This window comes from Streptomyces apocyni (assembly GCF_009739465.1).
GTDB lineage: Bacteria > Actinomycetota > Actinomycetes > Streptomycetales > Streptomycetaceae > Streptomyces > Streptomyces apocyni.
Genome location: NZ_WHOM01000051.1, coordinates 78869 through 105332 on the forward strand (window position 1 = coordinate 78869; position 26464 = coordinate 105332).

Genomic DNA, 26464 nt, shown 5'->3' on the forward strand with positions numbered 1-26464 from the left:
GCGTGTGTGCGCGTACGCGTCTGTCGCGGCTGCCGCTGCGTGCGGCTGGGACCGGGACCCTGACAGGGCACAGGGTATATCCGTCACCGGCCGCCCTACGAGAGCGCTCCCAGACCTCAGGCCGCTGGACCCTCCCGGGTCAGTGGGGGCTCCACCGGCGTCTGTCCGGGTGGGCTGAAGAGGACGGTTCGGGCCACCGCCGGAGCGAACAAGGCCGTCAGGGGCTTGGTGAGCGTCAGTACGGAGCGGAAGACGCGGCCCAGTTCGGGGTCACCGGGGTAGCGCTCCTGGACGCGGCGCAGGTACCAGCCCGCGGCCCGGTCGGCGGCTCGGACGGCGGCCGCGTTGCCGCTCGCGCCCGGCATCTTCTTGTCCGCCCCGGCTGAGATGTCCCACGCCTGCCGGGACGCGGCGAGCAGGGCCCGCTGCACCCGGCGCGTGGTGGGCGTACGGCGCTTGTCGTCCAGCACGTCGCGCAGGGCGACCGCGCTCAACGCGGCGACGGCCATCCCCTGACCGTAGATCGGGTTGAACGTGCACACGGCGTCGCCAGTCGCCAGGAATCCGGCAGGGCGCGGGCCATGCAGGTCGTAGCGGCGCCGCACGTTGGCGGTCTGCCGGAAGCCGGATGCCGGGCCAAGCGGTTCGGCCTCGCTGAGCCAACGGTGCACCAGCGGGTGTGGGAGGCGCTTGGCGTAGGCGGCGAACTCCTCGTCGCTGGTGGGTGGTTCGTCTCCGCGTAGCCCCGAGAGCGTGACCATGTACGTGCCGTCCTCCAGGGGCAGCACCCCGCCCCCGTAGACCTGGGAGGGGTTGGGCAGGACGTAGTAGGCGAGCGTTTCGGCACCCAGGGCCTTGTTCCTGTCGCGGTACACGCGCGTGGCGTAGGCGAGGCCGGTGTCGATGGTCTCCTCGTGCGGGGGCCGCGCGCCGATCGCGGTGAGCCACTGCGGCGCCTTCGTGCCCCGGCCGGAGGCGTCGACCACCAAGTCGGCCTCCAAGGGCTGGCGTTGTGCGTGGGCGCCGTCAGCGCGATCGCGCAGCAGTACGCCCCGTACCCGGGAGGCTTCGCCCAGCAGCCCGACGACGTCGGTTCCCTCGGTCACGGTGATCGCGGGGTTGGCGACTACGCGTTGACGCACCAGGTGCTCGATCTGTGCGCGGGAACCGGTGTAGATGTGGGTGGACGCGGGCGTGCGTCGGAACCACCGCCCGCTCTGCCATTGCGCTATGTCCGCTGGCATGCCCACCGGGGGCGAACCCGCCGCCCGCAGCTCGGCGATGAAGCCCGGCAGCAGCGACTCCAGCGCCCGCTGGCCGCCCTCCAGCAGGACATGGGGGTGCCGACTCTGTGGGGTACCCGGGCGCGGCAACGGCCCGTCCGGGTACCGGTCGCGCTCGACGACGGTCACGCGCTCGGCGTGCCCGGCCAGGACGTGTGCCGCGAGGAGGCCCGCCAGGCTGCCCCCGATCACGACCACATGCCGTCCGCCCGGGCCGTGCCCCGAGCGCCGATCGCCGTTTTCCCGTACCGAGTTCACCGAATGCGCCCCTCTTGGTGAGTAGATCCGCCACACACCAGTATCACGGCCCGGCTGGGTAGTTGATCGCGTTTCAGCCCTTTACCGGGGGTGCCGGGGAGACTGAGGAGACCGCAGGCTGGAGCGGCGTACGACGAGTTCCGGTTGCAGCACGACCCGGCGGTGCTCGTGTGGCGTGTCAGCGCCTTCCGTCTCGGTCTCCTCCAGGAGGAGTTCGGCGGCCATGGCGCCCATGGTGACCGCTGGCTGCCGTACGGAGGTGAGGGGGACGGCCGCGGCGGCGGCGAACTCGATGTCGTCGTACCCGACGATCGCGAGGTCATCGGGGACGCTCTTCCCGGCGTCGTATATGGCCTGCAGGACACCGAGGGCGAGCAGGTCGTTGGCGCAGAAGACGGCGGTCGGGCGGTCGGCGAGGCCCAGCAGGCGGGCTCCCGCGTCGCGCCCGGCCGCGACGTCGAGCCGCTCGGTGGGCAGCTCGCGCAGGGCGTCGGTGGCGAGCCCGGCGTCGGCGAGGGCGGTGTGTGCGCCGGTGCGGCGGTCGCGTACCTGGGTGAGGCTGGGCGGGCCGCTGACGTAGGCGATCGAGCGGTGTCCGGATGCGATCAGATGGCCTACGGCGAGGGCGCCACCAGCGACATCGTCGACGGAGACCGAGCACTCGGAGCTGCCGTCGGCCACCCGGTCGACGAGCACGAACGGGATCTGATGACGGCGGAAGTCCTCGACCGTGCGGCCGGTGGCGTCGGCCGGGGTGAGCAGTACGCCGCGTACCCGCTGCTCGGCGAAGAGGGACAGGTACTCGGCCTCCTCGGTTGGGCTCTGGGCGCTGTTACACACCATGACGCCGAGCCCGGCGGCGCGGGCCGCGCGTTCCGCGCCGCGGGCGATGTCCACGAAGAACGGGTTGCCCATGTCGAGGACCAGCAGGCCCATCATGCGACTGCGGCCAGCGCGCAGCTGCCGGGCGGACTCGCTGCGTACGTAGCCGACACGTTCGATCTCGGCCTGGACCCGTGCCAGGGTCTGCGGGGAGACCGATTCCGGACGGTTGATCACGTTCGAAACCGTGCCCACGGACACGCCGGCGGCGCGCGCGATGTCCTTGATCCCCACTGACCGGGCCACGGACTGAGACCTCCTGGTGTGTAGTGCGACGGCGGGTTTCAGACTACCCAGGGTGAGGCGTCCAGCCCGCCCGTCCGGGCGCGGCCCGCGCTGGGGTCAGGCGAGGTGGAAGACCTCGGTGAGGGGTCTCATGGCTGCGTCGGGCCGCTGCCCGTCGAGTGCTTCGAAGAAGTCGGCCATCTCGGCCTGCCAGCGGGCGTTGACCTCGGTGGCCTCCATATCGGCGACGGCTGCCGCGAAATCCTCGGTCTCCAGGTAGCCGACGAGCAGTCCGTCCTTGCGGAGAAAGAGCGAGTAGTTGTGCCAGCCGCAGGCCGAGAGGGCATCGACCATCTCCGGCCAGACGGTGGTGTGTCGCTGACGGTACTCGATGAGCCGGTCCTGGCGGACCTTGAGCAGGAAGCAGACGCGCTGCATGGAGGCCGTCCTGAGGGTTCCGATGCCATGAAAGGTTTCATGCAAGTGCCCGGACATTAAGCAGACCGTCCTCAACACGTCAATACCGCGCCAGGGTTGACACTCCCACGGACGGCCCCCTAGTTTCCTGATGAATCGATTCATTCAGAGGAGCCCTCCAGTGACCGACCTCGCCGCGGTGAAGGCCGCGCTCAAGAGCCAGGCCGTGGAGACACCGTCATGGGCGTACGGGAACTCGGGGACCCGTTTCAAGGTGTTCGCGCGGGATGGTGTGCCCCGCACTCCACGGGAGAAACTGGCCGACGCCGCCCAGGTGCACACGGTCACGGGCGTGGCCCCGACCGTCGCCCTGCACATCCCCTGGGACCAGGTCGACGACTACGCGGCACTCGCGCAGTACGCCGACGAGCGCGGCGTACGGCTGGGAGCGATCAACTCCAACACCTTCCAGGACGACGCCTACCGACTGGGCAGCGTCTGCCACCCGGACGCGGCGGTGCGCCGCAAGGCCGTGGACCACCTGCTGGCGTGCGTCGACATCATGGACGCCACCGGGTCGACGGACTTGAAGCTGTGGTTCGCCGACGGCACCAACTACCCCGGCCAGGACGACATCCGCGCGCGGCAGGACCGGCTGGCCGAGGGGCTCGCCGAGGTGTACGAGCGGCTCGGTGAGGGCCAGCGGATGCTGCTGGAGTACAAGTTCTTCGAGCCCGCGTTCTACACCACCGATGTACCGGACTGGGGCACCGCCTACGCCCACTGCCTCAAGCTGGGTGACCAGGCCCAGGTCGTCGTGGACACCGGCCACCACGCGCCCGGCACCAACATCGAGTTCATCGTGGCGACACTGCTGCGGGAGCGGAAGCTCGGCGGGTTCGACTTCAACTCGCGGTTCTACGCGGACGACGACCTGATGGTGGGAGCCGCCGACCCGTTCCAGCTGTTCCGGATCATGTACGAGGTGGTGCGCGGCGGAGGCTTCACCTCCGACGTGGCGTTCATGCTCGACCAGTGCCACAACATCGAGGCCAAGATCCCGGCGGTCATCCGGTCCGTGATGAACGTCCAGGAGGCTACGGCGAAGGCGCTGCTGGTCGACGGGGAGGCGCTGGCCGTGGCCCAGCGGGCCGGTGACGTACTCGGCGCCAACGCCGTACTCATGGACGCCTACAACACGGACGTGCGGCCCCTGCTCGGCGACGTGCGCGAGGAGATGGGCCTGGACCCCGACCCGATCGCCGCGTACCGCCGCTCCGGCTGGCAGCAGCGCATCGTCGCCGAGCGGGTGGGCGGCGCCCAGGCGGGCTGGGGCGCCTGACGCCCCGGCGCACACCGTAGGCGCACACCCGTAGGCGCACACCCGTAGGCGTACGTACCGTTCCGACGACGCGAGGAAGAAGCCCGACCATGGCACCGCATCCCGAAGCCGCCGCCCTGCTGGCGCGCTCCCATCGACTCGGCTCCGATCCCCGCAACACCAACTACGCCGGTGGCAACACCTCCGCCAAGGGCACCGGCACCGACCCGGTCACCGGAGGTGACGTGGAGCTGATGTGGGTGAAGGGGTCGGGCGGCGATCTGGGCACGCTGACCGAGGCGGGTCTGGCCGCGCTGCGTCTTGACCGGCTGCGGGCGCTCGTCGACGTGTACCCGGGGGTGGAGCGCGAGGACGAGATGGTCGCGGCGTTCGACTACTGCCTGCACGGCAGGGGCGGGGCCGCTCCGTCCATCGACACCGCCCTGCACGGACTGGTCGAGGCAGCGCACGTCGATCATCTGCATCCCGATTCCGGCATCGCGCTCGCCTGTGCCGCGGACGGCGAGAAGCTGACCGCCGCGTGCTTCGGTGACACCGTGGTGTGGGTGCCGTGGCGGCGGCCCGGGTTCCAGCTCGGGCTGGACATCGCGGCCGTACGGAAGGCCAACCCGCGGGCCGTCGGGTGCGTACTCGGCGGGCACGGCATCACGGCGTGGGGCGACACGGCCGAGGAGTGTGAACGCAACTCGCTGTACGTCATCCACACCGCTGAGCGGTTCCTGGCCAAGCAGGGCAGGCCCGACCCCTTCGGTCCGGTGATCGAGGGGTATGAGGCGCTGCCCGAGGCCGAGCGCCATGAGCGGGCCGCCGCCCTCGCGCCGTACGTGCGCGGCATCGCCTCCCAGGACCGGCCGCAGGTCGGGCACTTCACCGACTCCGAGGCCGTACTCGACTTCGTGGCGCGGGCGGAGCACCCGCGGGTCGCCGCGCTGGGGACCTCCTGCCCTGACCACTTTCTGCGGACCAAGGTCCGGCCCCTGGTGCTCGACCTGCCGCCAGCCGCTCCGCTGGAGGAGGCCATCGCGCGGCTGAAGGAGCTGCACACCGCGTACCGCGAGGAGTACGCCGCCTACTACCAGCGGCACGCCGGGCCCGACTCCCCCGCGATGCGCGGCGCCGATCCGGCGGTCGTGCTGATCCCGGGCGTCGGCATGTTCTCCTTCGGCAAGGACAAGCAGACCGCGCGGGTGGCCGGGGAGTTCTACGTCAACGCGATCAACGTGATGCGGGGCGCCGAGGCGGTGTCGACGTACGCGCCGATCGAGGAGTCGGAGAAGTTCCGGATCGAGTACTGGGCGCTGGAGGAGGCCAAGCTGCGGCGGATGCCGAAGCCCCGGCCGCTGGCCACGCGCGTGGCACTGGTGACGGGCGCGGGCAGCGGGATCGGCAAGGCGATCGCACACCGGCTGGTCGCTGAGGGCGCCTGTGTCGTCGTCGCCGATCTCCACGCGGAGAACGCGGCGGCCGTCGCGGCGGAACTCGGCGGGCCCGACCAGGCCGTCGCCGTGACCGTCGACGTGACGTCCGAGGACCAGATCGGCGCGGCCTTCAAGGCGGCCGTGCTCGCCTTCGGCGGGGTCGACCTCGTCGTCAACAACGCGGGTCTCTCCCTCTCCAAGTCGCTGCTTGAGACCTCCGCCAGGGACTGGGATCTGCAACACGCCGTCATGGCCCGCGGTTCGTTCCTGGTCTCGCGTGCGGCGGCGCGGGTGATGACCGCGCAGGGGCTGGGCGGCGACGTCGTCTACATCGCGTCCAAGAACGCTGTCTTCGCCGGGCCGAACAACATCGCCTACTCCGCGACCAAAGCCGACCAGGCCCACCAGGTGCGCTTGCTCGCCGCCGAGCTGGGCGAACACGGCATCCGCGTCAACGGCGTGAACCCGGACGGGGTCGTGCGCGGCTCGGGGATCTTCGCGGGAGGCTGGGGTGCGCGGCGGGCCGAGGTGTACGGGGTGGAGGAGGACGAGCTGGGCGAGTTCTACGCCCAGCGGACCCTCCTCAAGCGGGAGGTCCTGCCCGAACACGTCGCGAACGCCGTGTTCGCCCTCACGGGTGGCGAACTGACCCACACCACGGGGCTGCATATCCCGGTCGACGCCGGTGTCGCGGCCGCCTTCCTTCGGTGAGCGCGCGCGTGAAGCCGAGCGCCCGGGCGCACGCGCGCGTGAAGTCGTACGCCGCCGTCGATCTCGGAGCCTCCAGCGGACGGGTGATGACCGGCCGGGTCGGGCCCGGCACCCTGGAACTGGCCGAGGCCCACCGCTTCCCCAACCGGCCCGTCCGCGTGCCGGAGGGGCTGCGCTGGGACATCCTCGCGCTGTACACCGGGGTACTCGACGGACTGCGGGCGGCGGGCCAGGTCGACTCCGTCGGCGTCGACAGCTGGGCTGTCGACTACGGTCTCCTCGACGCTGACGGGGCGCTGCTCGGCAACCCGGTGCACTACCGCGACCCCCGTACCGAGGGCGTCGCGGAGAAGGTCTGGGCGAACGTACCGGCCGCCGAACTGTACGCGGCGACCGGCCTCCAGTACGCGCCCTTCAACACCCTGTACCAGTTGACAGCGGCACGTTCGTCCCAGCAACTCCACTATGCCAAGCGGCTGTTGCTCATCCCCGACCTGCTGTCGTACTGGCTTACCGGCGAGCAAGGAACCGAGCTCACCAACGCCTCCACCACCCAGCTCATCGACCCGCGCACGCGCGGCTGGTCCCATGACGTCGCCGCGCGCCTCGGTATCGACCTGGAACTGTTCGCTCCGTTGCGGCAGCCCGGTGGTCCGGCGGGGCTGCTGCGGGCGGAGGTGCTGGAGCGGACGGGGCTCACCGGTCCCGTACCGGTGACCGCGGTCGGGTCGCACGACACCGCGTCGGCCGTGGCCGCCGTACCGGCCGTGGGCGAGCGGTTCGCGTACATCTCCACCGGCACCTGGTCCCTGGCGGGCCTGGAGCTGGACGCGCCCCTCCTCACCGAGGAGAGCCGCGCCGCCAACTTCACCAACGAGCTGGGCCTGGACGGCACCGTCCGCTACCTGCGGAACATCATGGGTCTGTGGCTGCTCCAGGAGTGCCTCCGGGCCTGGGAAAACCCCGATCTGAGTGTGCTGCTGCGGGAGGCGAGCGCGGTGGTGGCGCTGCGGTCGGTCGTGGACGCGGGTGACGCGGCGTTCCTCGCGCCCGGCCGGATGCCGGAGCGGATCGCGGAGGCCTGTCGCGCCACCGGCCAGCCGGTGCCGGAGACGCGTGCTGAAGTCACCCGCTGCGTCCTCGACTCACTCGCGCTGGCCCACCGCCGGGCGATCCAGGAGGCGCGGCGGCTCGCCGATCACCCCGTCGACGTGGTGCACCTCGTCGGCGGGGGCACCCGCAATACCCTGCTGTGCCAGCTCACCGCCGACGCCTGCGGGCTCCCGGTGGTGGCGGGTCCTGCCGAGGCCGCCGCGCTCGGCAATATCCTCGTGCAGGCCCGGGCCCACGGCCTGGTCGGCGACCGGGCGTCGATGCGTCAACTGCTCGCTCTTACTCAGCCTTTGGAGCGGTACGTACCGCGCGGCGGCGCCGCGCTGTGGCGCGCGGCCGAGGAGCGGCTCGCCCTCGCGTGACCGGCAGATCGGCCATGCTTGCCTTCCACCTGATCAATCCGAAGGAGCCGCGATGCGTGTCGCCCTGTTCCTGACCTGTGTCAACGACACGCTCTATCCGGACACCGGCCGCGCCGTGGTGAGACTCCTTGCCCGGTTGGGCGTCGAGGTCGACTTTCCGATGGCGCAGACCTGCTGTGGCCAGGCCCACTACAACACCGGCTACCGGCACGAGGCCGAGCCGCTCGCACGCCGCTTCGCGGATGTCTTCCGGGAGTACGAGGCGATCGTGACGCCGTCCGCGTCGTGTGCGGCGATGGTGCGGGAGCTGTATCCGCGGATGGGTGAGCGGGCCCGGGCCGAGGGGCGCGGGGGCGGTCTCTCCGCCGCCCTGGCGCCCGTGATCCCCAAGACGTACGAGCTCACCGAGTTTCTGGTCGATGTGCTGGGGGTGACGGACGTCGGCGCCTCCTACCCGCACACGGTGACGTACCACCCGACCTGTCACGGGCTGCGCGTACTGGGGCTCGGCGACCGGCCGCGGCGGTTGCTCCAGGCCGTGCGCGGGCTTGAGCTGGTGGAGCTGCCGGGTGCGGAGGAGTGCTGTGGTTTCGGCGGCACCTTCGCGCTGAAGAACGCCGATGTCTCAGCGGCGATGGGCGCGGATAAGGTGCACCACGCCGAGTCCACGGGAGCCGAGGTGCTGTGCGCGGCCGACAACTCGTGCCTGATGCACATCGGCGGCACCATGACCCGGCTGGCGACAGCCGTCCGGCCCGTCCATATCGCCGAGATCCTGGCCAGCACAGAAGAGGACCCCACCGTATGAGCGGCAGCCGTACGAGCGGCAGCACCTTCGTCGGGATGCCCGCCTTCCCGGAGGCCGCGCACAACGCCGTCAACAACCCCACCCTGCGCGGCAACCTCCGCCACGCCACCCACACCATCCGCGCCAAGCGAGCCGACGCCGTCGCCGAGCTCTCCGACTGGGCGGAGCTGAGGGAGGCCGGGAAGCAGATCAAGGACCATACGCTCCGCCATCTCGACCGCTACCTCGTGGAATTGGAGGCGTCGGTGACGACGGCGGGCGGCACGGTCCACTGGGCCGCTGACGGCGACGAGGCCAACCGGATCGTGGCCCGGCTCGTCCAGGAAACGGGTGAGTCGGAGGTCGTCAAGGTCAAGTCGATGGCCACCCAGGAGATCGGTCTCAACGAGGCGCTGGAGGCGGTGGGCGTCCGGGCGTACGAGACGGATCTCGCCGAGCTGATCGTGCAGTTGGGCAAGGACCGGCCGTCGCACATCCTCGTTCCTGCCATCCACCGCAATCGCGGCGAGATCCGGGACATCTTCCGCTCGGAGATGGGCGCGTGGGGCCGCCCCGCCCCTGAGGGCCTCACCGATGCGCCGACCGAGCTGGCCGAGGCGGCCAGGCTCCACCTGCGGGAGAAGTTCCTGCGGGCCAAGGTGGGAATCTCCGGCGCCAACTTCATGGTGGCCGAGACCGGGACGCTGGTGGTCGTGGAGTCCGAGGGCAACGGGCGGATGTGCCTGACCCTGCCCGAGACGCTGATCTCGGTCGTCGGCATCGAGAAGATCGTGCCGACCTGGCGGGACCTGGAGGTCTTCCTGCAGACGCTGCCACGCTCGTCGACGGCCGAGCGGATGAACCCGTACACCTCGATGTGGACCGGTACGACGGATGGCGACGGACCCCGCGCGTTCCATCTGGTGCTGCTGGACAATGGGCGCAGCGACACGCTCGCCGACGAGGTGGGCCGCCAGGCGTTGCGCTGCATCCGGTGCTCGGCGTGTCTCAATGTCTGCCCGGTGTACGAGCGTGCTGGCGGCCACGCCTACGGTTCGGTCTACCCGGGCCCGATCGGGGCGATCCTGAGCCCTCAGCTACGGGGCACGGGCAGCGCGGTCGACGCCTCGCTGCCGTACGCCTCCTCGCTGTGCGGGGCCTGCTACGACGTGTGCCCGGTCGCCATCGACATCCCCGAAGTGCTCGTCCATCTGCGTGAACGGGTGGTCCAGGGCGGGCCGGTGACACGCGACGGGAGCAAGGTCGTGCTGAGGCCAGCGAAAGGGCACGGCGCCGAGCGGGTCGCCATGCGGGCGGCACGCTGGGCATTCAGCCGACCGGGGGCCCTGCGCGCCGGTCAACGGGTCGCTTCGCGTACGCGTCGGCTGCATCCGCGGTCGCTGCCCGGCCCCGGCAGGGCGTGGAGCGCGACCCGGGATCTGCCGCCGGTGCCCGCGGAGTCGTTCCGCGACTGGTGGCAGCGTACGAAGGGCGGAGAGGGCGGAGCCCAGTGAACCGAGTGGATCGAGTGGACCGAGTGAGCAGCAGGGAGCGGGTTCTGGGGCGGGTGCGGCGCGCGCTCGCCGACGTACCACGGGACGACGGCACGCCGTATGAGGGGGCGGTCGCGCGCGCCTACGTCGCTGAGCACGGCGACCGGAGCGTCGAGCAGACGGTGGACCTGCTCGCGGTGAACCTGGCGGACTACCGCGCGATCGTGCACCGCTGCGCGGCGGCGGATCTTCCGGCGGTGGTCGCCGGGATGGTGGCCGCGCGGGGCGCGAAGACCCTGCTCGTCCCCTCGGGTCTGGACCCCGACTGGCTCTCGGCGACCAATGCTGAGCGCGTCCCGGACCGAGCGGACAGCAGCCTTACGGAACTTGACCGGGTCGACAGTGTGATCACCGCGTGCGCGGTGGCGATCGCCGAGACAGGCACGATCGTGCTGGACGGAAGCCTGGACCAGGGCCGTCGCCGTATCACCCTGGTCCCCGACCACCACATCTGTGTGGTGCGGGTCCCCGACCAGGTGGTCTCCGCTGTCCCGCAGGCTCTTGAACGCCTGGACCCGACACGCCCGTTGACCTGGATCTCCGGCCCGTCGGCGACCAGCGATATCGAGCTGGACCGGGTGGAGGGGGTGCACGGGCCGCGCTCTCTTGAAGTGGTCCTCACTTTCAACAACCCCTTTCCTAACCCCTTGTAGAAGTGTGTGCGAACTCGTAGCCTGCGCGCATCGCCAAGGTCAGGGGGTCTCCCCGTGAAGCGCACGTCGCGTGACATCCGTACCTCCAACCGCTACCAGGTCCTGCGCCAGTTCATCGCCCACTCCCCCGCGTCCCGGCAGGAGTTGGCGGCGGCGACCGGGCTGAGCTCGGCCACGGTGGCCACCCTCGTCGGGGAGTTGGTCGAGCTGGGTCTGGTTACGGAGGTCGGCTTCGTGGACTCCGGGGGCGGGCGGCCACGGGGCCTGGTCGCCCTCAACACCGAGGGCGGGGCGCTCGTCGGCGTCGACATCGCCGAGACGTACGTCCATGTCGAGCTGTTCGACCTGGGGTTGAACGTCGTCGCTCGCTCCGAGGAGCGGGTGCGGCCCGGGGCGCGCGGTCCCGAGGAGGTCGTCGCCCTGGTCGTGGCGGGCGTCCACGCGGTGACGGCGGAGCTGGCCGACGGCCACCGGGTGCTCGGGGTGGGGGTGAGCGTTCCGGGGCAGGTGGACCGAGAGGGCGGTCTGTCGGTGTACGCGCCGAACTGGGACTGGCATGATGTGCCGCTGCTCGACGCCCTGTCGGGTCAGCTCGCCCATCCGCTGTACCTCGACAATCCGCTGCACGCCTGCACGGCGGCGGAGCTGTGGTTCGGGGCGGCGCGCGGCCGGAGTGACGCGGTGGTCGTCAATCTCGGCACGGGCGTGGGCGCCGGGCTCGCCCTGGGCGGGGCGCTGCATCGCGGGGTCAGTAACAGCGCGGGCGAGTGGGGGCACACCACGCTGGTCCTCGACGGGCGGCGTTGTCACTGTGGCGGCCGCGGCTGTGTGGAGACGTACGTCGGGGCGCCCGGCATCATGCGCAGTCTGCGGGAGCTGCATCCGGACAGCGCGCTGTCGCGGTCTGGGGACGACCAGACGGCGGCCATCGACGCGCTGGCCCGCGCCGTCGCCGACGGCGACCCGGTGGCCGTCGCGACGCTTGGGCACACCGCCCGCTATCTGGGCGCGGCCCTGGCCAATCTGGTGAACCTGCTCAACCCCGAGGTGATCATCCTGAGCAGCTGGGTCGCCGCCCGGCTCGGCGAGCCGCTACTCGACGCGGTACGCGAGGCGGTGGCCCGGCACGCCCTGCGGCGGCCGCTCGCCGCCACGGAGATCGTCCTCTCGCCCATCCCGACTGACCCGGTATGTCTCGGCGCGGCGACGTTCGCGCTCGAAGGCGCCCTGACGCATGTCCGCACCCCCCTGGCCAGGAGCCGCCGGTAGTTCCCGCCGGTCCCTGCCCTTCGGGATACCGAATCCCTCTGCGTATCAGTGCATTCGGCATCCCGAACAGCTTCCGTAATCACGCACAGTCCATGGTTCGCTCGCCTCAAGACAAGGACGTCACGATGCCCCCACGTAGCTCCTTCGACCGCCGCGCCTTCCTCCGGGCCGCTGGCGGGCTCGCCGCCCTCGGCGCGCTCGGCGCCTGCGGGTCCAACACCGGTCGCGGGGGCGGTGGTTCGGGCGACCTCACGCAGTACTTCCACGCCTACGGCGAGGAGGGGACCCAGCAGGCGATCAAGCGGTACGCCAAGGCGTTCGGCAAGGCTGATGTGCGCACCCAGTGGATCACCGGGTCCAACTTCGAGAGCAAGCTCTTCTCGGCGTTGCTGTCCTCGGACGCGCCGGATGTGTTCGAGTTCCACCCGCAGATACAGCTGGTGAAGGCCGAGCAGATCGTGCCGCTCGACGACATCATCGAGCCCGTCAAGGACGACTTCGTCGAGGCCGACCTGACGTCGCACACCATGGACGGGAAGATCTGGGGCGTCCGGATGATCGACGACCCGAAGTTCCTCTACTACCGTAAGTCCCTGCTCGACAAGGCGGGCCTGAAGCCTCCCGGCACGCTGGACGAGCTGGTCGAGGCGTCCAGGAAGCTCACGACCGACAAGGTGAAGGGCCTCTTCCTCGGCAACAACCTGGTCGATGTCGCCCGCCCGCTGATCTGGGGCTCCGGCGCCGACCTGCTCACCGAGAAGAACGAGATCGCCTACCACACCGACGCGTTCGCCGCGACGCTCGGCACCATGCGCACACTCTTCAAGAGCGGCAGTCTCCTCCTGGACGCCCCGGCGGACTACTGGGACCCGTCAGCCTTCAACCAGGGCCTGGCCGCGATGCAGTGGTGCGGCATGTGGGCCATGCCCGCCATGCAGAAGGCGCACGGCGACGACATCGGGATCATCCCCTTCCCCCAGTGCGCCGACGCGGGCGGACCGTCACTGATCAACGGTGGCTGGTCCATGTTCGTCAGCGCCAAGGCCAAGGACGTGGACCTGGCCAAGGAGTACGTGAAGTGGCTGTGGATCGACCAGACCGAGTACCAGGAGGACTGGGCGCTCAACTACGGCTTCCACATCCCGCCGCGCAAGTCGATCGCCGCGAAGGCCGACAAGCTGAAGACGGGACTCGCCGCCGAGGGCGTCGAACTGGCCGGGAAATACGGGCGGTTCGACAACCCGCACTGGACGCAGGCCATGATCACCGCCGTCGAGAAGGTCATCGCCGACGCCGTACGCAGCGGGATGGCGCCCGAAGCCGCGCTCGACAAGTGCGACAAGACGGTGAACCGCGAGCTCACGTCCCTCTTCGGATAGGGCGGGCTCCGCGATGTCCACCCCGACCTCCCCCCGTGGCGCGCCTGGCATACGTCGCGTACGTGGTGTGCGGGGCCCCACGCTCCACTTCTGGCTGTTCACCGGGCCGTTCCTGGTGGGCCTGGTGATCTTCGTGTACGTGCCCATCGTCTGGAGTGCCTGGCTCAGCTTCTTCGAGGCCCGTTCCACGGTCACGCCCAGCGAGTTCGTCGGCTGGGACAACTACGTCCAGATGCTGACCAGCGGTGGCTTCGTCAAGAGCCTGGGCACCTTCACGGTCTTCGCAGCCATCGTCGTCCCGGTGACCTGGGCGTTCTCGCTCGCCCTCGCGCTGATGGTGAACCGGCTGCGGTTCATGCGGGCCTTCTTCCGGTCCGTGTTCTTCCTGCCCACGGCGTGCAGTTTCGTCGCGGCCTCCCTCATCTGGAAGATGTCCATCTTCAGCGGGGTGCGGTTCGGCCTGATGAACACGGTCCTCGGCTGGTTCGGCGTGGACACCATCGCCTGGCTCGCCGACCCCCACCCGCCCTGGTACTGGCTGGTGATCGTGACCGTCCGGCTGTGGCTTCAGTCCGGGTTCTTCATGATCCTCTTCCTGGCGGCACTGCAGAACATCCCGAGGGAGCTGTACGAGGCGGCGGCCATCGACGGGGCCAAGTCCGGCTGGCAGACGTTTCGGTACATCACGCTGCCGCAACTGCGGGCCACGTCCACGGCGGTGGTGCTGCTGTTGCTGATCGCCGCGTACCAGGCCTTCGACGAGTTCTTCAATCTCCTCCCCAAGGCCACCTGGGGACAGCCGCCCCTGGTCGACCTGTACTACACGGCGCTCGGCGAGAACCAGGACTACGGGCGCGGCAGCGCGGGCGCGATGATCCTGACGGCCCTGATCTGTGCGGTGACGCTCCTCCAGGGCAAGATCATGGGGTTCGGGCGCGGCGATGAGGAGTACACGGCCAAGGGGGGCAAGTGAGCCGCGTTCACCTGAGCGACGAGGGTCGTGTCCGCGCGAGGCAACGCGCTTCGGGCAGCGCGGGGCTGTATCTGGCCGTAGGTGTCTGCGCCCTGCTCTTCCTCGTCCCCTTCTATCTGATCGTCCGCAACGCGCTGTCCACGGACGCCGAGATCACCGGCGAGAACTGGCAGTTCTTTCCCACCGATCTCCAGTGGGGCAATGTCACCGAGCTGTTCGGCGACGAGACGGTGCCGTTCGGCCGCGCCCTGTGGAACTCCACTGTCGTGGGCGTCGCGCACACCATCGGCACCCTGTTCGTGTGTTCCCTCGCGGGCTACGGCCTCGCCCGTATCCCGTACCGACACGCCAACAAGGTCTTCTACGTGGTCCTGGTGACGCTGATGGTCCCGACGGCCGTGACCTTCGTGCCCAGCTTTGTGCTCGTCTCGTCGCTCGGCTGGGTGTCCAGCTTCCAGGGGCTGATCGTTCCGGGCCTGTTCAGTGGCTTCACCTGCTTCCTGTTCCGCCAGTACTTCCTGGGCTTCCCCAGGGAACTGGAGGAGGCGGCGCGCGTCGACGGGCTGAGCTATTGGGGCTCGTACTGGCGTGTCGTCGTGCCGAACTCGCTGAACTTCTTCGCCGCCATCGCGACCATCACGTTCATCAGCGGCTGGAACGCCTTCCTGTGGCCGCTGGTCATCGGGCAGGACCAGGAGGCGTGGACCGTACAGGTGGCGCTCTCCGCGTATATGACCAACCAGACCGTCAACTTCCATCTGATCTTCATGGCCACCGCGGTTTCCCTTCTGCCCCTGCTGTTCGTGTTCCTCTTCCTCCAGCGCTGGCTGGTGCAGGGGATCGCGCAGACGGGCATCAAGGGCTGAACTCACTGAACTGGCTGACTTAGCTGACTTAGCTGACTTAGCTGACTTAGCTGACCTAACTGCACTAGGAGCACGATGTCTTTCGCGTACGTCGAGGATCCGGCCCTCTCCCAGGGCGTGTTGCCGCCGTCCGCCCACCGCGAGGCGGCCACCGCTCTGTCGCTGAACGGCCTCTGGCGCCTTCGCCTGTCGGAGGCTGTTGACCAGCACGATGAGGCGTTCGCCGCCGTCGGCTTCGACGCGTCCGCCTGGGCGGAGGTGGCGGTGCCGGGCCACTGGGGGCTCCAGGGACACGGTGCGCCCCTCTACACCAATCACCTCTACCCGTTCCCCGTCGACCCGCCGCGCGTGCCGTCCGAGAACCCCACCGGCGACCATCTGCGGCTCTTCGACCTGCCCGGCGACTGGCCCGCAGGGGGCGGGGCGGTGCTCCGCTTCGAGGGGGTGGAGTCCTGTGCGAAGGTGTGGCTCAACGGGCGGGAGCTTGGCGCCTTCCAGGGCTCCCGGCTGCCCCACGAGTTCGCCGTCGGGTCCCTCCTCAAGCCCACCGGGAACGTCCTGGCCGTACGGGTTCACCAGTGGTCGGCCGGGTCGTATCTGGAGGACCAGGACCAGTGGTGGCTGCCCGGCATCTTCCGCGATGTCACACTCGTCCACCAACCCGAGGGCGCTACCCGGGACTTCTTCGTGCACGCGTCGTACGACCATCGAGACGGCACCGGCACCCTGCGTGTCGACACGGACGCGCCGGGCCGCGTCACGGTGCCCGAGCTCGGACTCGACGTGGCCACGGGCGCGTCGGTGACCGTGCCCGTCGAGCCGTGGTCGGCTGAGCTTCCTCGCCTGTACGACGGTGAGTTGACGACCGGGGCCGATCGGGTGCCGCTGCGGATCGGGTTCCGTACCGTGGCCCTGGAGGACGGCCTGATCAAGGTCAACGGCACCGCGGTGCTGTTCAAGGGCGTCAACCGGCACGAGTTCCACCCCGAGACCGGCAGGACCTTGGACCTGGACACCATGCGCGCCGACGTACTCCTGATGAAGCGGCACAACATCAACGCCGTGCGCACCTCCCACTATCCGCCGCATCCCGCCTTCCTCGACCTCTGCGACCAGTACGGCCTGTGGGTGATCGACGAGTGTGACCTGGAGACGCACGGCTTCATCGAGCAGGGCTGGCGCGACAACCCCGTGGACGACGACCGCTGGACCCCGGCGCTCCTCGACCGCGCGGCCCGTATGGTCGAGCGCGACAAGAACCACCCCAGCGTGATCCTGTGGTCCCTCGGCAACGAGTGCGGCACCGGCCGGGGTCTGATCGCCATGGCCCAGTGGGTCCGCGACCGCGACCCCTCCCGGCTGCTGCACTACGAGGGCGACCGCGACTGCCGCGACACCGACGTGTACTCCCGCATGTACGCACCGCACGCTGAGGTGGAACGGATCGGCCAGGGCCTCGACGGCGGTACCGAACGACGACGTCAACTGCCCTTCCTGCTCTGCGAGTACGCGCACGCCATGGGCAACGGTCCCGGCGGCCTCGCCGACTACCAGCGGCTCTTCGAGACGTACGACCGGCTCCAGGGCGGCTTCGTCTGGGAGTGGATCGACCATGGCATCCGGGACGAGCGCTACGGCTACGCCTACGGCGGCGACTTCGGCGAGGAACTGCACGACGCGAACTTCGTCTGCGACGGCCTGCTCTTCCCTGACCGCACCCCGTCGCCCGGCCTGATCGAGTACAAGAAGGTCGTCGAGCCCGTCCGCATCGAAGGCGACGGCGAAGGCGATGGCGACGGCGACGGCAGCGTGCAGGAGCGGCTGACGGTCACCAACGGGTATGACTTCGCGGACCTGTCCGCTCTGACGTTCACCTGGTCGTACGACGTCGAGGGCGTGAGCGTCGACTCGGGCCCGCTGGCCGTGCCCGCCCTCGGGCCGGGTGAGAGCGCCGAGGTCAAGCTGCCCGTGGTGTCGGTGGCGGCGCGGGGGCAGGGCGGCGAAGCGCACTGGGTGGTGCGCGCGGTGCTCGCCGGGGACACCGCGTGGGCGGCCGCCGGGCATGAGGTGGCCTGGGCACAGTTTCCCGCCGCGCCGCGTGTGCTAGCGCCGGTGCCAGTGGGCGCCCAGCCGGTGCCCGGCGACGGCCGCATCGGCCACGGACGTATCGGCCTCGGACATATCGGCCTCGGTCCGGCCGTCTTCGATGCCCGTACCGGCGCCCTGTGCTCCCTCGGCGCCGTCGAGGTGAGCGACCTGCGGCTGGATGTGTGGCGCGCTCCGACCGACAACGACAACGGAGCCCCCTGGCAGCCCGACCTACGCCACGGCCCGCTCTGGCGTGAACTGGGCCTGCACCGGATGCGGCACCGCCTGGACACCGTCGAGGTCGGTGACGGGCTGACCGTCCGCACCCGGGTGGCACCCGCGGGGCGCGATCTTGGGCTGCGCGCGGTCTACCGCTGGACCTCCGACGGGACGCGGCTGCACCTGGCGGTGTCCGTGACGCCCGAGGGTGACTGGCAGGTTCCGCTGCCCCGGCTCGGTGTCCGGCTCGGGCTGCCCGGCGCGGGCGACGCGGTGCGCTGGTACGGGGGTGGCCCCGGTGAGGCGTACCCGGACACGGTCGCCGCGTCGCGCGTCGGTCAGTGGGAGGCGCGGGTGCCTCAGTTGCAGACGCCGTACGTCCGCCCCCAGGAGAACGGGGCGCGGGCGGACGTGCGGTGGGCCGAGTTGGGTGGTCTGCGAGTGGAGGGGGCACCGGAGTTCTGGCTCACGGCGCGCCGCTGGACCACCGAGCAGCTGGACGCGGCCAGGCATCTGACGGACCTCACGCCCGGCGACACGCTGTGGGTGAACCTGGACCACCGGCAGCATGGCATCGGCTCGCAGTCGTGCGGGCCCGGCGTGCTGCCGTCGTACGAACTGCACGCGAGCCCGGCTGAGTTCGCGTTCACCTTCACGGAGACCGGCCAGGGAGAGGCAGAGCACGCGTGAGCCGCGGCCCCCTGGAACTCCCCGCCGAGGACCGCGCGCTCAGCCCGCACACCGGCTGGGTCCGTGCCCACTGGGAGGCCACGGCCGACCAGCTCGTCGACGCTGCCTGGCGGTGGGCGAGTCCAGGGGGTGCCCTGCTCGACCTGCCGGGGCGGTCCTCGGTTTCCGGGGTCCGCTCGGATGGCCTGGAGGGTTTCGCCCGTACGTTTCTCGCGGCGTCGACACGCGTCGCGGGCGCCGGGGGCGAGGACCCGCACGGTCTGCTCGGACGGTACGCGGAGGGCCTCGCGGCGGGCACCCGTACGCCGGGGCGCCCGGACGCCGAGTCGTGGCCGCTGATCCTCGACCACCATGTGCGGGGCCAGCCGATGGTGGAGTCCGCGTCCGTGGCGCTCGGGCTGCGGCTGAGCAGGCCGTGGCTGTGGGACCGGCTCGACGACGCCGTACGCGAAGGCGCCGAGGCCTGGTTGCGCGGCGCGCTGCGGCATACCCCGGCGCCGAACAACTGGTATCTCTTCCCGCTCACGGTCGCGGGCTTCCTGGAGTCGGTGGGGCGCGGCGACGCCGAGACGGCCCGGGCGATCGAGCGCGGCCTTGGCCTGCTGGAGAGCTGGTATCGCGGGGACGGCTGGTACGCGGACGGGGACGGCCGGGCCTTTGACCACTACAACGGCTGGGCCCTGCACCTCTACCCGGTCCTGCACGCCCACCTCGCCGCCGACCAGCATCTCCTCGATGTGTACGGGCCGCGCCTGGCCGCCCACCTCGACGGTTTCGCGTCGCTGTTCGGCGGCGACGGTGGCCCGGTGCACTTCGGGCGCTCCCTGACGTACCGGTTCGCGGCGGGCGCGGCGGTGGCGGCGGGCGCGCTGACCGGCCATACGCCGCTGTCGCCGGGCGCCTCGCGCCGTATCCTCAGCGGTTGTCTGCGCTACTTCATCGACCGGGGTGCCGTGGACGGCGACGGGCTGCTCACGCTCGGCTGGCACGGTCCGCATGAGGCGAGCCTGCAACCGTATTCGGGTCCAGCGTCGCCGTACTGGGCGTCGAAGGCGTTCGTGGCGCTGCTGGCCCCCGCGGACGACCCGCTGTGGACGGCCACGGAAGAGCCCGCTCCGACGGAGACCGAGGACCGGGTGCTGGCGCTCCCCGCGCCCGGACTCCTCATCCACACCACGGCCGCCGACGGCATCGCCCGCCTGCACAACCACGGCAGCGACGACATCCGCCCGCACGAGGGGAACATCGCGCACCTGCACGATCCGCTGTACGGGCGCTTCGCGTACTCGACCCGCACCGGCCCTTCCGCCCCCACCAACACCCCGGACAATCACGTGGCGTTGGAGGTGGACGGTGTGCAGTCTCTACGCTGCCGGATTCGCCCGCTGGGTGCCGGGCACGGTGACGGCGTGGCGTGGGCGGCCTCCGCGCACCGGCCGGTGTTCCCGTCGGGGCCGCCGATGGTGCCGGGGCTGCGCGTGGACAGCATGACGGTGGTGCGCGGGTGCTGGGAGCTGCGCGTGCACCGCGTGGTGGGGGCCCCGCTCGGTGGGTCGCGGGTGCGGCTCTCGGGCTGGGCGACGGGGCCGGATGAACCGCTGGTGTCGGTGCTGGTGGGGTTGTACGGGTGGGATTCCAGCGGCCCGGAGATCCTGCGGGCGCCGGGGGGAACGGCGTTCACGCGCTGGGCGACGGTGCCGCGTCTGACCGCCAGCCTCACCGGGTCCGACGGCGTGGTGGTGGCGCTGGCGGCCCTCACCGGGGAGGGCGCGCGCCCGCCGTCGGAGGTGACCACCGTGGCGGTCGTGGAGTCGGCGTCCGCCGATGCCGTGGAGGTGCGGTGGTCCGGCGACGGCGCGCGTACCCGCGTCGACTTCACGCCACGGCTGGCGGTCCGGCACGTCGGGTGACGGGCGTCGGGCGTCGGGCCTCGGGCGGGTCAGCCGTCCGGCAGGGCGAAGTCGGCGACCCTGATCGGTGAGGGCGTCGTACCGCTGGACGTCTGCTGGTAGAGCACGGAGAGGACCGTCCCCTCCTTCCCCTCCTTCCCCTCCTTCCCGTCCTCCCCCTCCTTCAGCCGGAGTTCGTCGACGACGACCTCTCCGAACGCGCGCAGGTCCGTCCCGTCGTACACGACCCGCCAGTCGCGCCAGGCGGATGCGGCCGACGCGGCGACGATCGTGCCCTTGGGCAGGACGGCGTACGCGTGGTCGTGGCGGTCGAACACCAGGCGGGTGCGCTGGGTGGAGCGTGGCGGCTCGGGCAGCTCGGTCGTGTGCCACCGCCCGTCCGTCGCACGGTGTGTGTGAAAGACGCGGGCGTGCGCGGCACGGTCGGCGGCGTAGTCGGTGACGTACGGGGCGAGGCGTGGCGGGACGTAGGACCACAGGGCGTGCGGGCGGCCCTGGGAGTCGACGGCCTGGCTCTCCTGGTTCATCAGGGCGTGGTCGGGGGCGAGCGGCACGACGATCGTGCCGGTGTCGGCGACGGATACGAGGTCGCCGGTGCCGGTGGCGGCGACGGTGTGCTCGGTGTCCTTCCAGGTGCGGCCGTGGTCGGGGCTGGTGACGTAGCACAGGTCGTGGTTGGCGATGCCGCCTGGCGCTCGCATCACGGCCGCGTGCTGTTCACGCCAGGTGAAGAAGACATGCAGGGTGCCGTCGGGCCCGTAGTCGCAGCCGTGTACGTACATGCTGCGTGCGGTGGAGGTGCCGTGTGCGGTGGTGTAGGTGCCGGTGGAGGCGGAGATCGCACCGAGGTCGGTCCAGCGTCCGTCGGCGTACTCGGCGAGTGCGGCCTGTCCGTCACCCGACACACCGCTGCGGTAGAGCAGTTGCAGGGCGCAGTCCGGGGCGATGAGGAACTGCGGATAGGTGAACTGGTCGGTCAGGGTGGCACCGCCGAGGGTCCGCTGTACGTCGCCGAAGCGGGCCGCCGTCCAGGCGCGGGTCTGGGGAGCGTCCGTAAGGCCCGGTTCGGACGTGACGGAGAAGAAGGCGTCGCTGTGCGCGTCCATGAGGAGATGGAGGCGGCCGTCGTCCGGGGAGACGCCGAGGCAGATGACGTTGTGGGAGTCGTCGTAGCGCAGCCGGTGCGGCAGGGCGACCCGCTGCCACGGCCCGTCGGGCAGGGCGCGCCGGGCCACGGTGGCGCTGCGGTCGGCGGTGTACCAGGCGGCGTACTGGTGTCCCCGGTGGGTCAGGATGCCGTTCTTCTGGAAGGAGTTGTTGTTGACCAGGCCGTCGTACGACACGAAGTACAGGGCCGTCGCGTCGAGTGGGGTGTCGGAGATCAAGGTGACGGACGGGACCGATGGGGTGGAGTGGTGGGACATGGTTCTCCGTTGGGGGCGGGCCCGGCTGGATGTCCGGGCCCGCCCCTCGGGTCAGCGGCGTCAGGTCAGCGGCGTCGGGTCAGTCCACGAGTCCCTGGGCGCGTAGTTCGCCGATGGCCAGGGCGGCGTACTCCGTCGCGCCCCGGAGCGACGTGTGCGTGTTGTCGCGCTTCTCGTCGGTCAGATACAGCGCCTTGGACGCGTCGGGGCCGAGTTGCTCGACCCGTGCCTTGGTGAGCGCCGTCATGTCGACCAACGGCGTGCCGAGTGACGCCGCCATGGCGCGGGCCTCCGCGGGGAGGTTCACACCGAGACCGTTGACGATCAGGGCGATGTCGTTGTCGAGGGTGCCGTCCGCGGTGAACCAGCGGCGCACGATGGGCGTGGCGATGACAGGGCGGCCGCCCTCCGCGCGTACACCCTCCACCAGTGCCGTGAGGTTCGCGCGGTAGGTCGCCGCGTCGGTCTGCTTGTCGTTGTGGGCGAGTTGGATGAGCACCAGGTCGTCCTCGCGGATTTTGCCGCGTACGGTCGCGAAGAGCGCGGGGTTGGCGAGATAGCTGACCGTGCTCTCCCCGGAGTCGGCCTGGTTGGCCACGGAGAGGCCGCGTTCCAGGTACTGCGGCAGCTGCTGGCCCCAGCCGGAGTACGGGGCCTCGGGCTGATCGCAGGAGGTCGAGTCGCCGATCAGGAGGAGCTGGCGGGCCTGCCGGGCGGGCGCGACCTTGAGGCCGGTGAGGCGGGGTGCGTCGCCGGAGAAGACAAGGTCGAGGCCTGGGGTGCCGTCGGGTCCCGTCGGCTCACCTTCGGGCGTACGGACATCGATGGTGAAGGTGCGTCGCAGCCGCTCACCGGCTCTGGTCGCGGTCTCGGCGAGCAGGGTGCGGTGCGTCTCGGCGGTGATGGCGGTGCTGCCCGCTCTGCGGCCACCGAGTTGGACCGTGACGTCGTAGGTGCCGGGTTCGACGTCGAAGTGGCAGCGGATGGGGGTGGTTCTGGTGCAGTTCTCCAGCGGGCGGCCCTTTCCGTGGCCGGGTGGCTGAGCGAGGGGCGTTGCCTGCGCGGGGACGGTGGCGAGCGTGCCCAGGATGGTCAGGGCCGCGAGCAGTGCGGCCGCGGGGGTGCGTCGTCTCATGCGTCGTCTCATCGGTCGTCTCCCTGGTCAGTTCGGGATCTTGTCGCCCACCAGGGCGAGGTTCTGGATCGCGGCGAGGCCGTACAGGGCCGTGGTGTTGGTGCCGACCCAGGGGGCGTCGCTGCCGGGGACCAGAGCGACGGGACCCTCGATCTTCTCGGTGTCCCACGGGTCGGACTCGCGGTAGTCCCAGGGGTCGCCGTCGTAGAACTTGCTCCAGGCCCGGGCGGCCAGCTTGTCGTCGCCGAGTTGGACGGCCGCGTACGCGTCCTGGCGTGAGTGGCCCTGGAAGAGCAGCAGGGTGCCGAAGTTCTTGCCGTAGCGCTCGGCCTGTTCGGCCTTGGTGGCGCTGTAGTAGCGGCAGTAGTCCAGCCAGGCCTCCTTGAAGCGGGGCACGTCGACCATGGCGATGAGCTCGGCGTTGATCTCGACCAGGCCGAACATCGCCGACAGGTGCGAGACGCCGACCGCCGGTTCGTCGGCGATCGCGAAGCGGCCGGTGTCGAGGTCGTACAGCGCGGTGCCCTGGACGAAGCCGTTGGGCTGGGCCGCGATGGTCTCCATGGTGCCGAGCAGCCGGCCCTTCGCCTTCTTCGCCTTCGGTCCCTTGCGTTCCCACTCGGTCAGCCAGGCCGCCGCGAGACCGCTCCAGTCCGTGCCGAAGCCGATGGACAGGGCGTTTCGGTCGGGCTCGTACGGCTCCTTGCGGATCTTGCGGATGGGGTCGAGGGCGAGGAAGGTCTCGTCGGAGTCGACCAGGGAGTGCATGAGGTCGCCGACCCGCTCGTCGGCCGTGAGGAAGTAGTACGGGCGTCGGTAGACGGCGGTGGAGATGCGCTGTTGCTTGGCGCTGTCCGCGAAGTGCTGCACGCCGTGCCGGGTGCCGAGGCCCGCCCACTTGCCGAGGTGGTAGACGTCGACTTCGCCGGTGTGGCGGGTCATGGCCTCGGCGAAACGGAAGATGTCGGCGCGGCCGGAGCGCAGATAGGCGTACCAGAGCCACAGGTCAGGCGAGAGTTCGGAGTTGTCCCAGGCGTAGCCGCCGACGTCGTAGCGCCACTGGCGGCGGTCGGTGTCGTAGGTGTGCATGATGTCGCCGTAGTCCCAGAAGCCGTACCAACGGCGCTGCTCCACCTGGTCCTTGTAGTAGGTGAAGAGGAAGTCGAGGTGGTCCTCGATCTTCTTCTTGGGTGCGGTGGAGCGGTCGACGGGGGCGAAGAGCCCTCCGAACACCTTGGCTGCCGCGAGGTGTTCAGGTGGGGCGGCGAGCTGGGGCGGGGTTTCGGCGGCCTGGGCCTGGCGGGCGAGTTCGGCAGCCTGGGGAGTGGTGTCGTTGGCCCAGAACATCAGCTCGCTGGTGCGGGCGATGCCGTAGGGGGTGCCGAACTCGGGCTCGTAGTCCTCGTAGGTGATATTGAGGCCTTCGAGTTGCTCGGGGTGGGTGTCCTGGTCCATGCCGTCGTGGTAGAAGCGCAGGTCCATCGGCTGGGCTTCGGGCGACCACAGCCACAGGGTGACCTCGGCCTCGCGGGTCTGTGCGCCCCGAATGTCGAGCTGGGCGGGGAACTTGCGCCAGAAGTCGCGCAGCCCGAAGGAGAGGCCGCCGGAAACTCCGCCCACATAGCCGAAGCCGGAGGCTCGGCGTCCGCCTCCGGCGGGTATCCAGCCGTGGCCCTCCTTGGTGCGCTTGCGCACGCCGAAGCCGTCGGCGGACAGCTGGGTCAGGGTGTAGTCGCCCCACTCGGGGATGTAGTGCAGGCGCGAGGTGACGCGCTGGTCCCAGGTGCTGGGGTCGGGCAGTTTGGTGCCCTTGACCTGCGCGGTACGGACGGTTTCGCCCGGGTCGCGGCGCAGTCCGGTGATGCCCTTGACGGCCTCGACGAGCATGCCGGTGCCTTCACCGCCGACGCGGATGTGCCGGTCGTAGGTCTCGTCGCGCATCGGGACGGTGAAGCGGACGCCGAGGCCACGGATGAAGTCGCCTCTGGTGCGGCCCGCGGTCTGTTCGCCGTCGTACGTGAGCGTGTGCACCATACGGAAGGACTCGGAGCCCGCGTAGAAGTAGAGCCGGACGCTGAAGGGCAGCCAACGGCGCCTGCCCCTGCGGTGTTTGCCGTCGATGCGGATGACCGCGCGTACCGGTCCCGCCTGCTCGACCTTCGCCTCGCCGATCTCGCCGTCGAACCGCTCCCACTTGGCGCTGCCCTGGTCGCTGTCGTCGAGGTCTCCCTGGCGCAGGAGGACGAGGCGGCCGTCGGTGGCGATCTTCCGGCCGTCGCGGGTCACGGACTGGACCAGCTTGCCGCCGCGGGTGCCGATGGCCGCGGTGATGGTCCCGGTGTCGACGGTGATGCGCCCGCCGCCGGAACGACGGACGGTGACCTTCTTCTTGCCCCCGGCCGGGGTGCTGCCGGGGGTGAGGGTGAAGGTGTCGGCCGCGGCACCTTCGGGGGCGACCGCGTGGGCGGTCCACTTGAGGGTGCCGTCCGGCCAGTAGGCGGTGGGCCAGGTCTGTACGGGGACGTCATCGCCGTCGGCGGTGGCCAGGGCGAACGCGGTGCCGGCGGCGTGGGTGCCCTGCGGCCAGGGCACGCCGAAGGTGGAGCCGAGGGCGGCGCCGAGGCCGCCGTCTTCCAGCCAGCCGATGGTCACGGGGCCGTCGGCGCGGGGAGCGGCGGCGGGGGCGGCCTGGGCGCTGGCCTGGCCAAGTGCCCAGCTGGACGAGGCGGCGGCACCGGTCACGGCGGCGGCTTTGAGCAGGGTTCTGCGGGGGATCGGGGACATCGTCGTTCGTTCCTTCCCTTGGGCTTGCTTGGGGTTCCTTCGGGTTGCTCGGGCAGGGCGGAGGAAGGCTCGGCGGCGAGCGCCGCGAGCCAGTGGAATAGGTGGAACAGGTGGGAACAGGTCAGCTCAGTGCGGGGCGTGGCGCCACTCGACGGCGAGCGCCGCCGCGACGACGATGCCGAGCGCGGGACCGGCCAGCGGCAGCGCGAGCCACGCCGACGCCGCCACGACGCCGAGCCCGCAGACGAGCAGCAGCGACCCGGCGGGGTCGAGCAGGGTGCGCTGCCCCGCGTCGGCGAGCAGCGGCCGCCACGCCGAGCCGGGCCGCCACCGTACGGCCGCCCGCAGCGTCGCGACGGCCGCGCCGAGTACGGCGAGCACGCCCACCGCCGCGACGACCGGGCCGCCCGGCAGCCCGGCCCGTACGACGGTGAGATCCACCCACAGCAGCCCGAGCGCCGCCAGCGCGGCCAGCCCCACCAGCCAGCCACAGCGGGCCGCGTCGCGCAGATCGGCGGTGAACTCCCGCCAGGTGGCGGGCTCGTCGGCGAGGTGGCGCCGCAGGTGGGCGGCTCCGGCGGCGAGTGCGGCGGGCAGGGTGAGCAGGGGCAGCGCGGCCAGCGCCACCCACACCCCGGTGAGCAGGCACTCGGCGAAGACGCCGAATCCGGCCCGGAACGCGGACTGCTGGTCCGCGGACTGCACTGTGCGGCGGCCCACGGC

General features: G+C 70.7%; 19 protein-coding genes. 12 read left to right on the plus strand and 7 right to left on the minus strand.

Going from position 1 to position 26464, the window contains the following annotated elements:
• Nucleotides 1–116: 116 nt before the first annotated feature.
• The 3 genes from GCN81_RS13425 to GCN81_RS13435 all read right to left on the minus strand — a co-directional run bounded on the left by GCN81_RS13425 (nucleotide 117) and on the right by GCN81_RS13435 (nucleotide 3086).
• Entirely contained in the window at nucleotides 117–1472 is a 1356-nt protein-coding gene (locus GCN81_RS13425; RefSeq protein WP_156724952.1) for an NAD(P)/FAD-dependent oxidoreductase, read from the minus strand.
• Nucleotides 1473–1622: 150 nt separating this feature from the next.
• A complete protein-coding gene (locus GCN81_RS13430) occupies nucleotides 1623–2669 on the minus strand; it encodes a LacI family DNA-binding transcriptional regulator (protein WP_156724803.1) in 1047 nt (348 codons plus the stop codon).
• Between the two features lie 96 nt (nucleotides 2670–2765).
• Complete coding sequence (locus tag GCN81_RS13435; protein ID WP_156724804.1) at nucleotides 2766–3086, minus strand: L-rhamnose mutarotase; 321 nt, start codon at nucleotides 3084–3086, stop codon at nucleotides 2766–2768.
• Nucleotides 3087–3246: 160 nt separating this feature from the next.
• Between GCN81_RS13435 and rhaI the strand changes: the two genes are divergently transcribed.
• The 12 genes from rhaI (at nucleotide 3247) to GCN81_RS13495 (ending at nucleotide 20398) form a co-directional block, all read left to right on the plus strand.
• Complete coding sequence (gene rhaI, locus GCN81_RS13440; RefSeq protein ID WP_156724805.1) at nucleotides 3247–4407, plus strand: L-rhamnose isomerase; 1161 nt, start codon at nucleotides 3247–3249, stop codon at nucleotides 4405–4407.
• 89 nt (nucleotides 4408–4496) lie between these two features.
• Nucleotides 4497–6536 carry a bifunctional aldolase/short-chain dehydrogenase gene (locus GCN81_RS13445; RefSeq protein WP_156724806.1) on the plus strand — a complete coding sequence of 680 codons (2040 nt, stop codon included), beginning with the start codon at nucleotides 4497–4499 and terminating at the stop codon, nucleotides 6534–6536.
• A 38-nt stretch (nucleotides 6537–6574) separates the two neighbouring features.
• Complete coding sequence (locus GCN81_RS13450) at nucleotides 6575–8011, plus strand: rhamnulokinase (protein WP_156724953.1); 1437 nt, start codon at nucleotides 6575–6577, stop codon at nucleotides 8009–8011.
• Between the two features lie 52 nt (nucleotides 8012–8063).
• Nucleotides 8064–8819 (plus strand): (Fe-S)-binding protein, encoded by a 756-nt coding sequence (locus GCN81_RS13455; RefSeq protein WP_156724807.1) that lies wholly within the window; start codon nucleotides 8064–8066, stop codon nucleotides 8817–8819.
• Nucleotides 8816–10312 carry a LutB/LldF family L-lactate oxidation iron-sulfur protein gene (locus tag GCN81_RS13460; RefSeq protein WP_156724808.1) on the plus strand — a complete coding sequence of 499 codons (1497 nt, stop codon included), beginning with the start codon at nucleotides 8816–8818 and terminating at the stop codon, nucleotides 10310–10312. Before GCN81_RS13455 ends, GCN81_RS13460 begins: the two co-directional genes overlap by 4 nt.
• A gap of 23 nt (nucleotides 10313–10335) precedes the next feature.
• Nucleotides 10336–11004: a LutC/YkgG family protein gene (locus GCN81_RS13465; RefSeq protein WP_156724809.1), complete on the plus strand. Its 669-nt coding sequence runs from the start codon at nucleotides 10336–10338 to the stop codon at nucleotides 11002–11004.
• 54 nt (nucleotides 11005–11058) lie between these two features.
• The gene (locus tag GCN81_RS13470) at nucleotides 11059–12273 is read left to right on the plus strand and encodes an ROK family transcriptional regulator (RefSeq protein ID WP_156724810.1); all 1215 of its coding nucleotides are present in this window, start codon (nucleotides 11059–11061) and stop codon (nucleotides 12271–12273) included.
• 125 nt (nucleotides 12274–12398) lie between these two features.
• Entirely contained in the window at nucleotides 12399–13652 is a 1254-nt protein-coding gene (locus tag GCN81_RS13475) for an ABC transporter substrate-binding protein (protein ID WP_231626697.1), read from the plus strand.
• 13 nt (nucleotides 13653–13665) lie between these two features.
• On the plus strand, nucleotides 13666–14625 hold the full coding sequence (locus GCN81_RS13480; RefSeq protein ID WP_156724812.1) for a carbohydrate ABC transporter permease: 960 nt from the start codon (nucleotides 13666–13668) through the stop codon (nucleotides 14623–14625).
• Entirely contained in the window at nucleotides 14622–15491 is an 870-nt protein-coding gene (locus GCN81_RS13485) for a carbohydrate ABC transporter permease (protein WP_156724813.1), read from the plus strand. The genes GCN81_RS13480 and GCN81_RS13485 overlap by 4 nt, the downstream gene beginning before the upstream one ends.
• 75 nt (nucleotides 15492–15566) lie before the next feature.
• Nucleotides 15567–18488, plus strand: coding sequence for a glycoside hydrolase family 2 TIM barrel-domain containing protein (locus tag GCN81_RS13490; protein WP_156724814.1), 2922 nt, complete (start codon nucleotides 15567–15569; stop codon nucleotides 18486–18488).
• Entirely contained in the window at nucleotides 18485–20398 is a 1914-nt protein-coding gene (locus tag GCN81_RS13495) for a DUF2264 domain-containing protein (RefSeq protein ID WP_156724815.1), read from the plus strand. Before GCN81_RS13490 ends, GCN81_RS13495 begins: the two co-directional genes overlap by 4 nt.
• 29 nt (nucleotides 20399–20427) lie before the next feature.
• Here GCN81_RS13495 and GCN81_RS13500 read toward each other — a convergent pair whose 3' ends face one another.
• The 4 genes from GCN81_RS13500 to GCN81_RS13515 all read right to left on the minus strand — a co-directional run bounded on the left by GCN81_RS13500 (nucleotide 20428) and on the right by GCN81_RS13515 (nucleotide 26461).
• Nucleotides 20428–21822 (minus strand): BNR repeat-containing protein, encoded by a 1395-nt coding sequence (locus GCN81_RS13500; protein WP_156724816.1) that lies wholly within the window; start codon nucleotides 21820–21822, stop codon nucleotides 20428–20430.
• 79 nt (nucleotides 21823–21901) lie between these two features.
• Nucleotides 21902–22957 (minus strand): rhamnogalacturonan acetylesterase, encoded by a 1056-nt coding sequence (locus GCN81_RS13505; RefSeq protein ID WP_156724817.1) that lies wholly within the window; start codon nucleotides 22955–22957, stop codon nucleotides 21902–21904.
• A gap of 27 nt (nucleotides 22958–22984) precedes the next feature.
• Complete coding sequence (locus tag GCN81_RS13510; protein WP_156724818.1) at nucleotides 22985–25741, minus strand: exo-rhamnogalacturonan lyase family protein; 2757 nt, start codon at nucleotides 25739–25741, stop codon at nucleotides 22985–22987.
• Between the two features lie 126 nt (nucleotides 25742–25867).
• Nucleotides 25868–26461, minus strand: a complete 594-nt coding sequence (locus tag GCN81_RS13515; RefSeq protein ID WP_231626698.1) for a hypothetical protein — start codon at nucleotides 26459–26461, stop codon at nucleotides 25868–25870.
• Between the last annotated feature and the right edge of the window lie 3 nt (nucleotides 26462–26464).

Bases quoted from the DNA above. Each gene is read 5' to 3' on its own strand.
- GCN81_RS13500 (WP_156724816.1), bottom strand. From the start codon at position 21,822: ATGTCCCACCACTCCACCCCATCGGTCCCGTCCGTCACCTTGATCTCC.
- GCN81_RS13445 (WP_156724806.1), top strand. From the start codon at position 4,497: ATGGCACCGCATCCCGAAGCCGCCGCCCTGCTGGCGCGCTCCCATCGA.
- GCN81_RS13490 (WP_156724814.1), top strand. From the start codon at position 15,567: ATGTCTTTCGCGTACGTCGAGGATCCGGCCCTCTCCCAGGGCGTGTTG.
- GCN81_RS13480 (WP_156724812.1), top strand. From the start codon at position 13,666: ATGTCCACCCCGACCTCCCCCCGTGGCGCGCCTGGCATACGTCGCGTA.
- GCN81_RS13460 (WP_156724808.1), top strand. From the start codon at position 8,816: ATGAGCGGCAGCCGTACGAGCGGCAGCACCTTCGTCGGGATGCCCGCC.
- GCN81_RS13475 (WP_231626697.1), top strand. From the start codon at position 12,399: ATGCCCCCACGTAGCTCCTTCGACCGCCGCGCCTTCCTCCGGGCCGCT.
- GCN81_RS13505 (WP_156724817.1), bottom strand. From the start codon at position 22,957: ATGAGACGACGCACCCCCGCGGCCGCACTGCTCGCGGCCCTGACCATC.
- GCN81_RS13455 (WP_156724807.1), top strand. From the start codon at position 8,064: ATGCGTGTCGCCCTGTTCCTGACCTGTGTCAACGACACGCTCTATCCG.
- GCN81_RS13510 (WP_156724818.1), bottom strand. From the start codon at position 25,741: ATGTCCCCGATCCCCCGCAGAACCCTGCTCAAAGCCGCCGCCGTGACC.
- GCN81_RS13435 (WP_156724804.1), bottom strand. From the start codon at position 3,086: ATGCAGCGCGTCTGCTTCCTGCTCAAGGTCCGCCAGGACCGGCTCATC.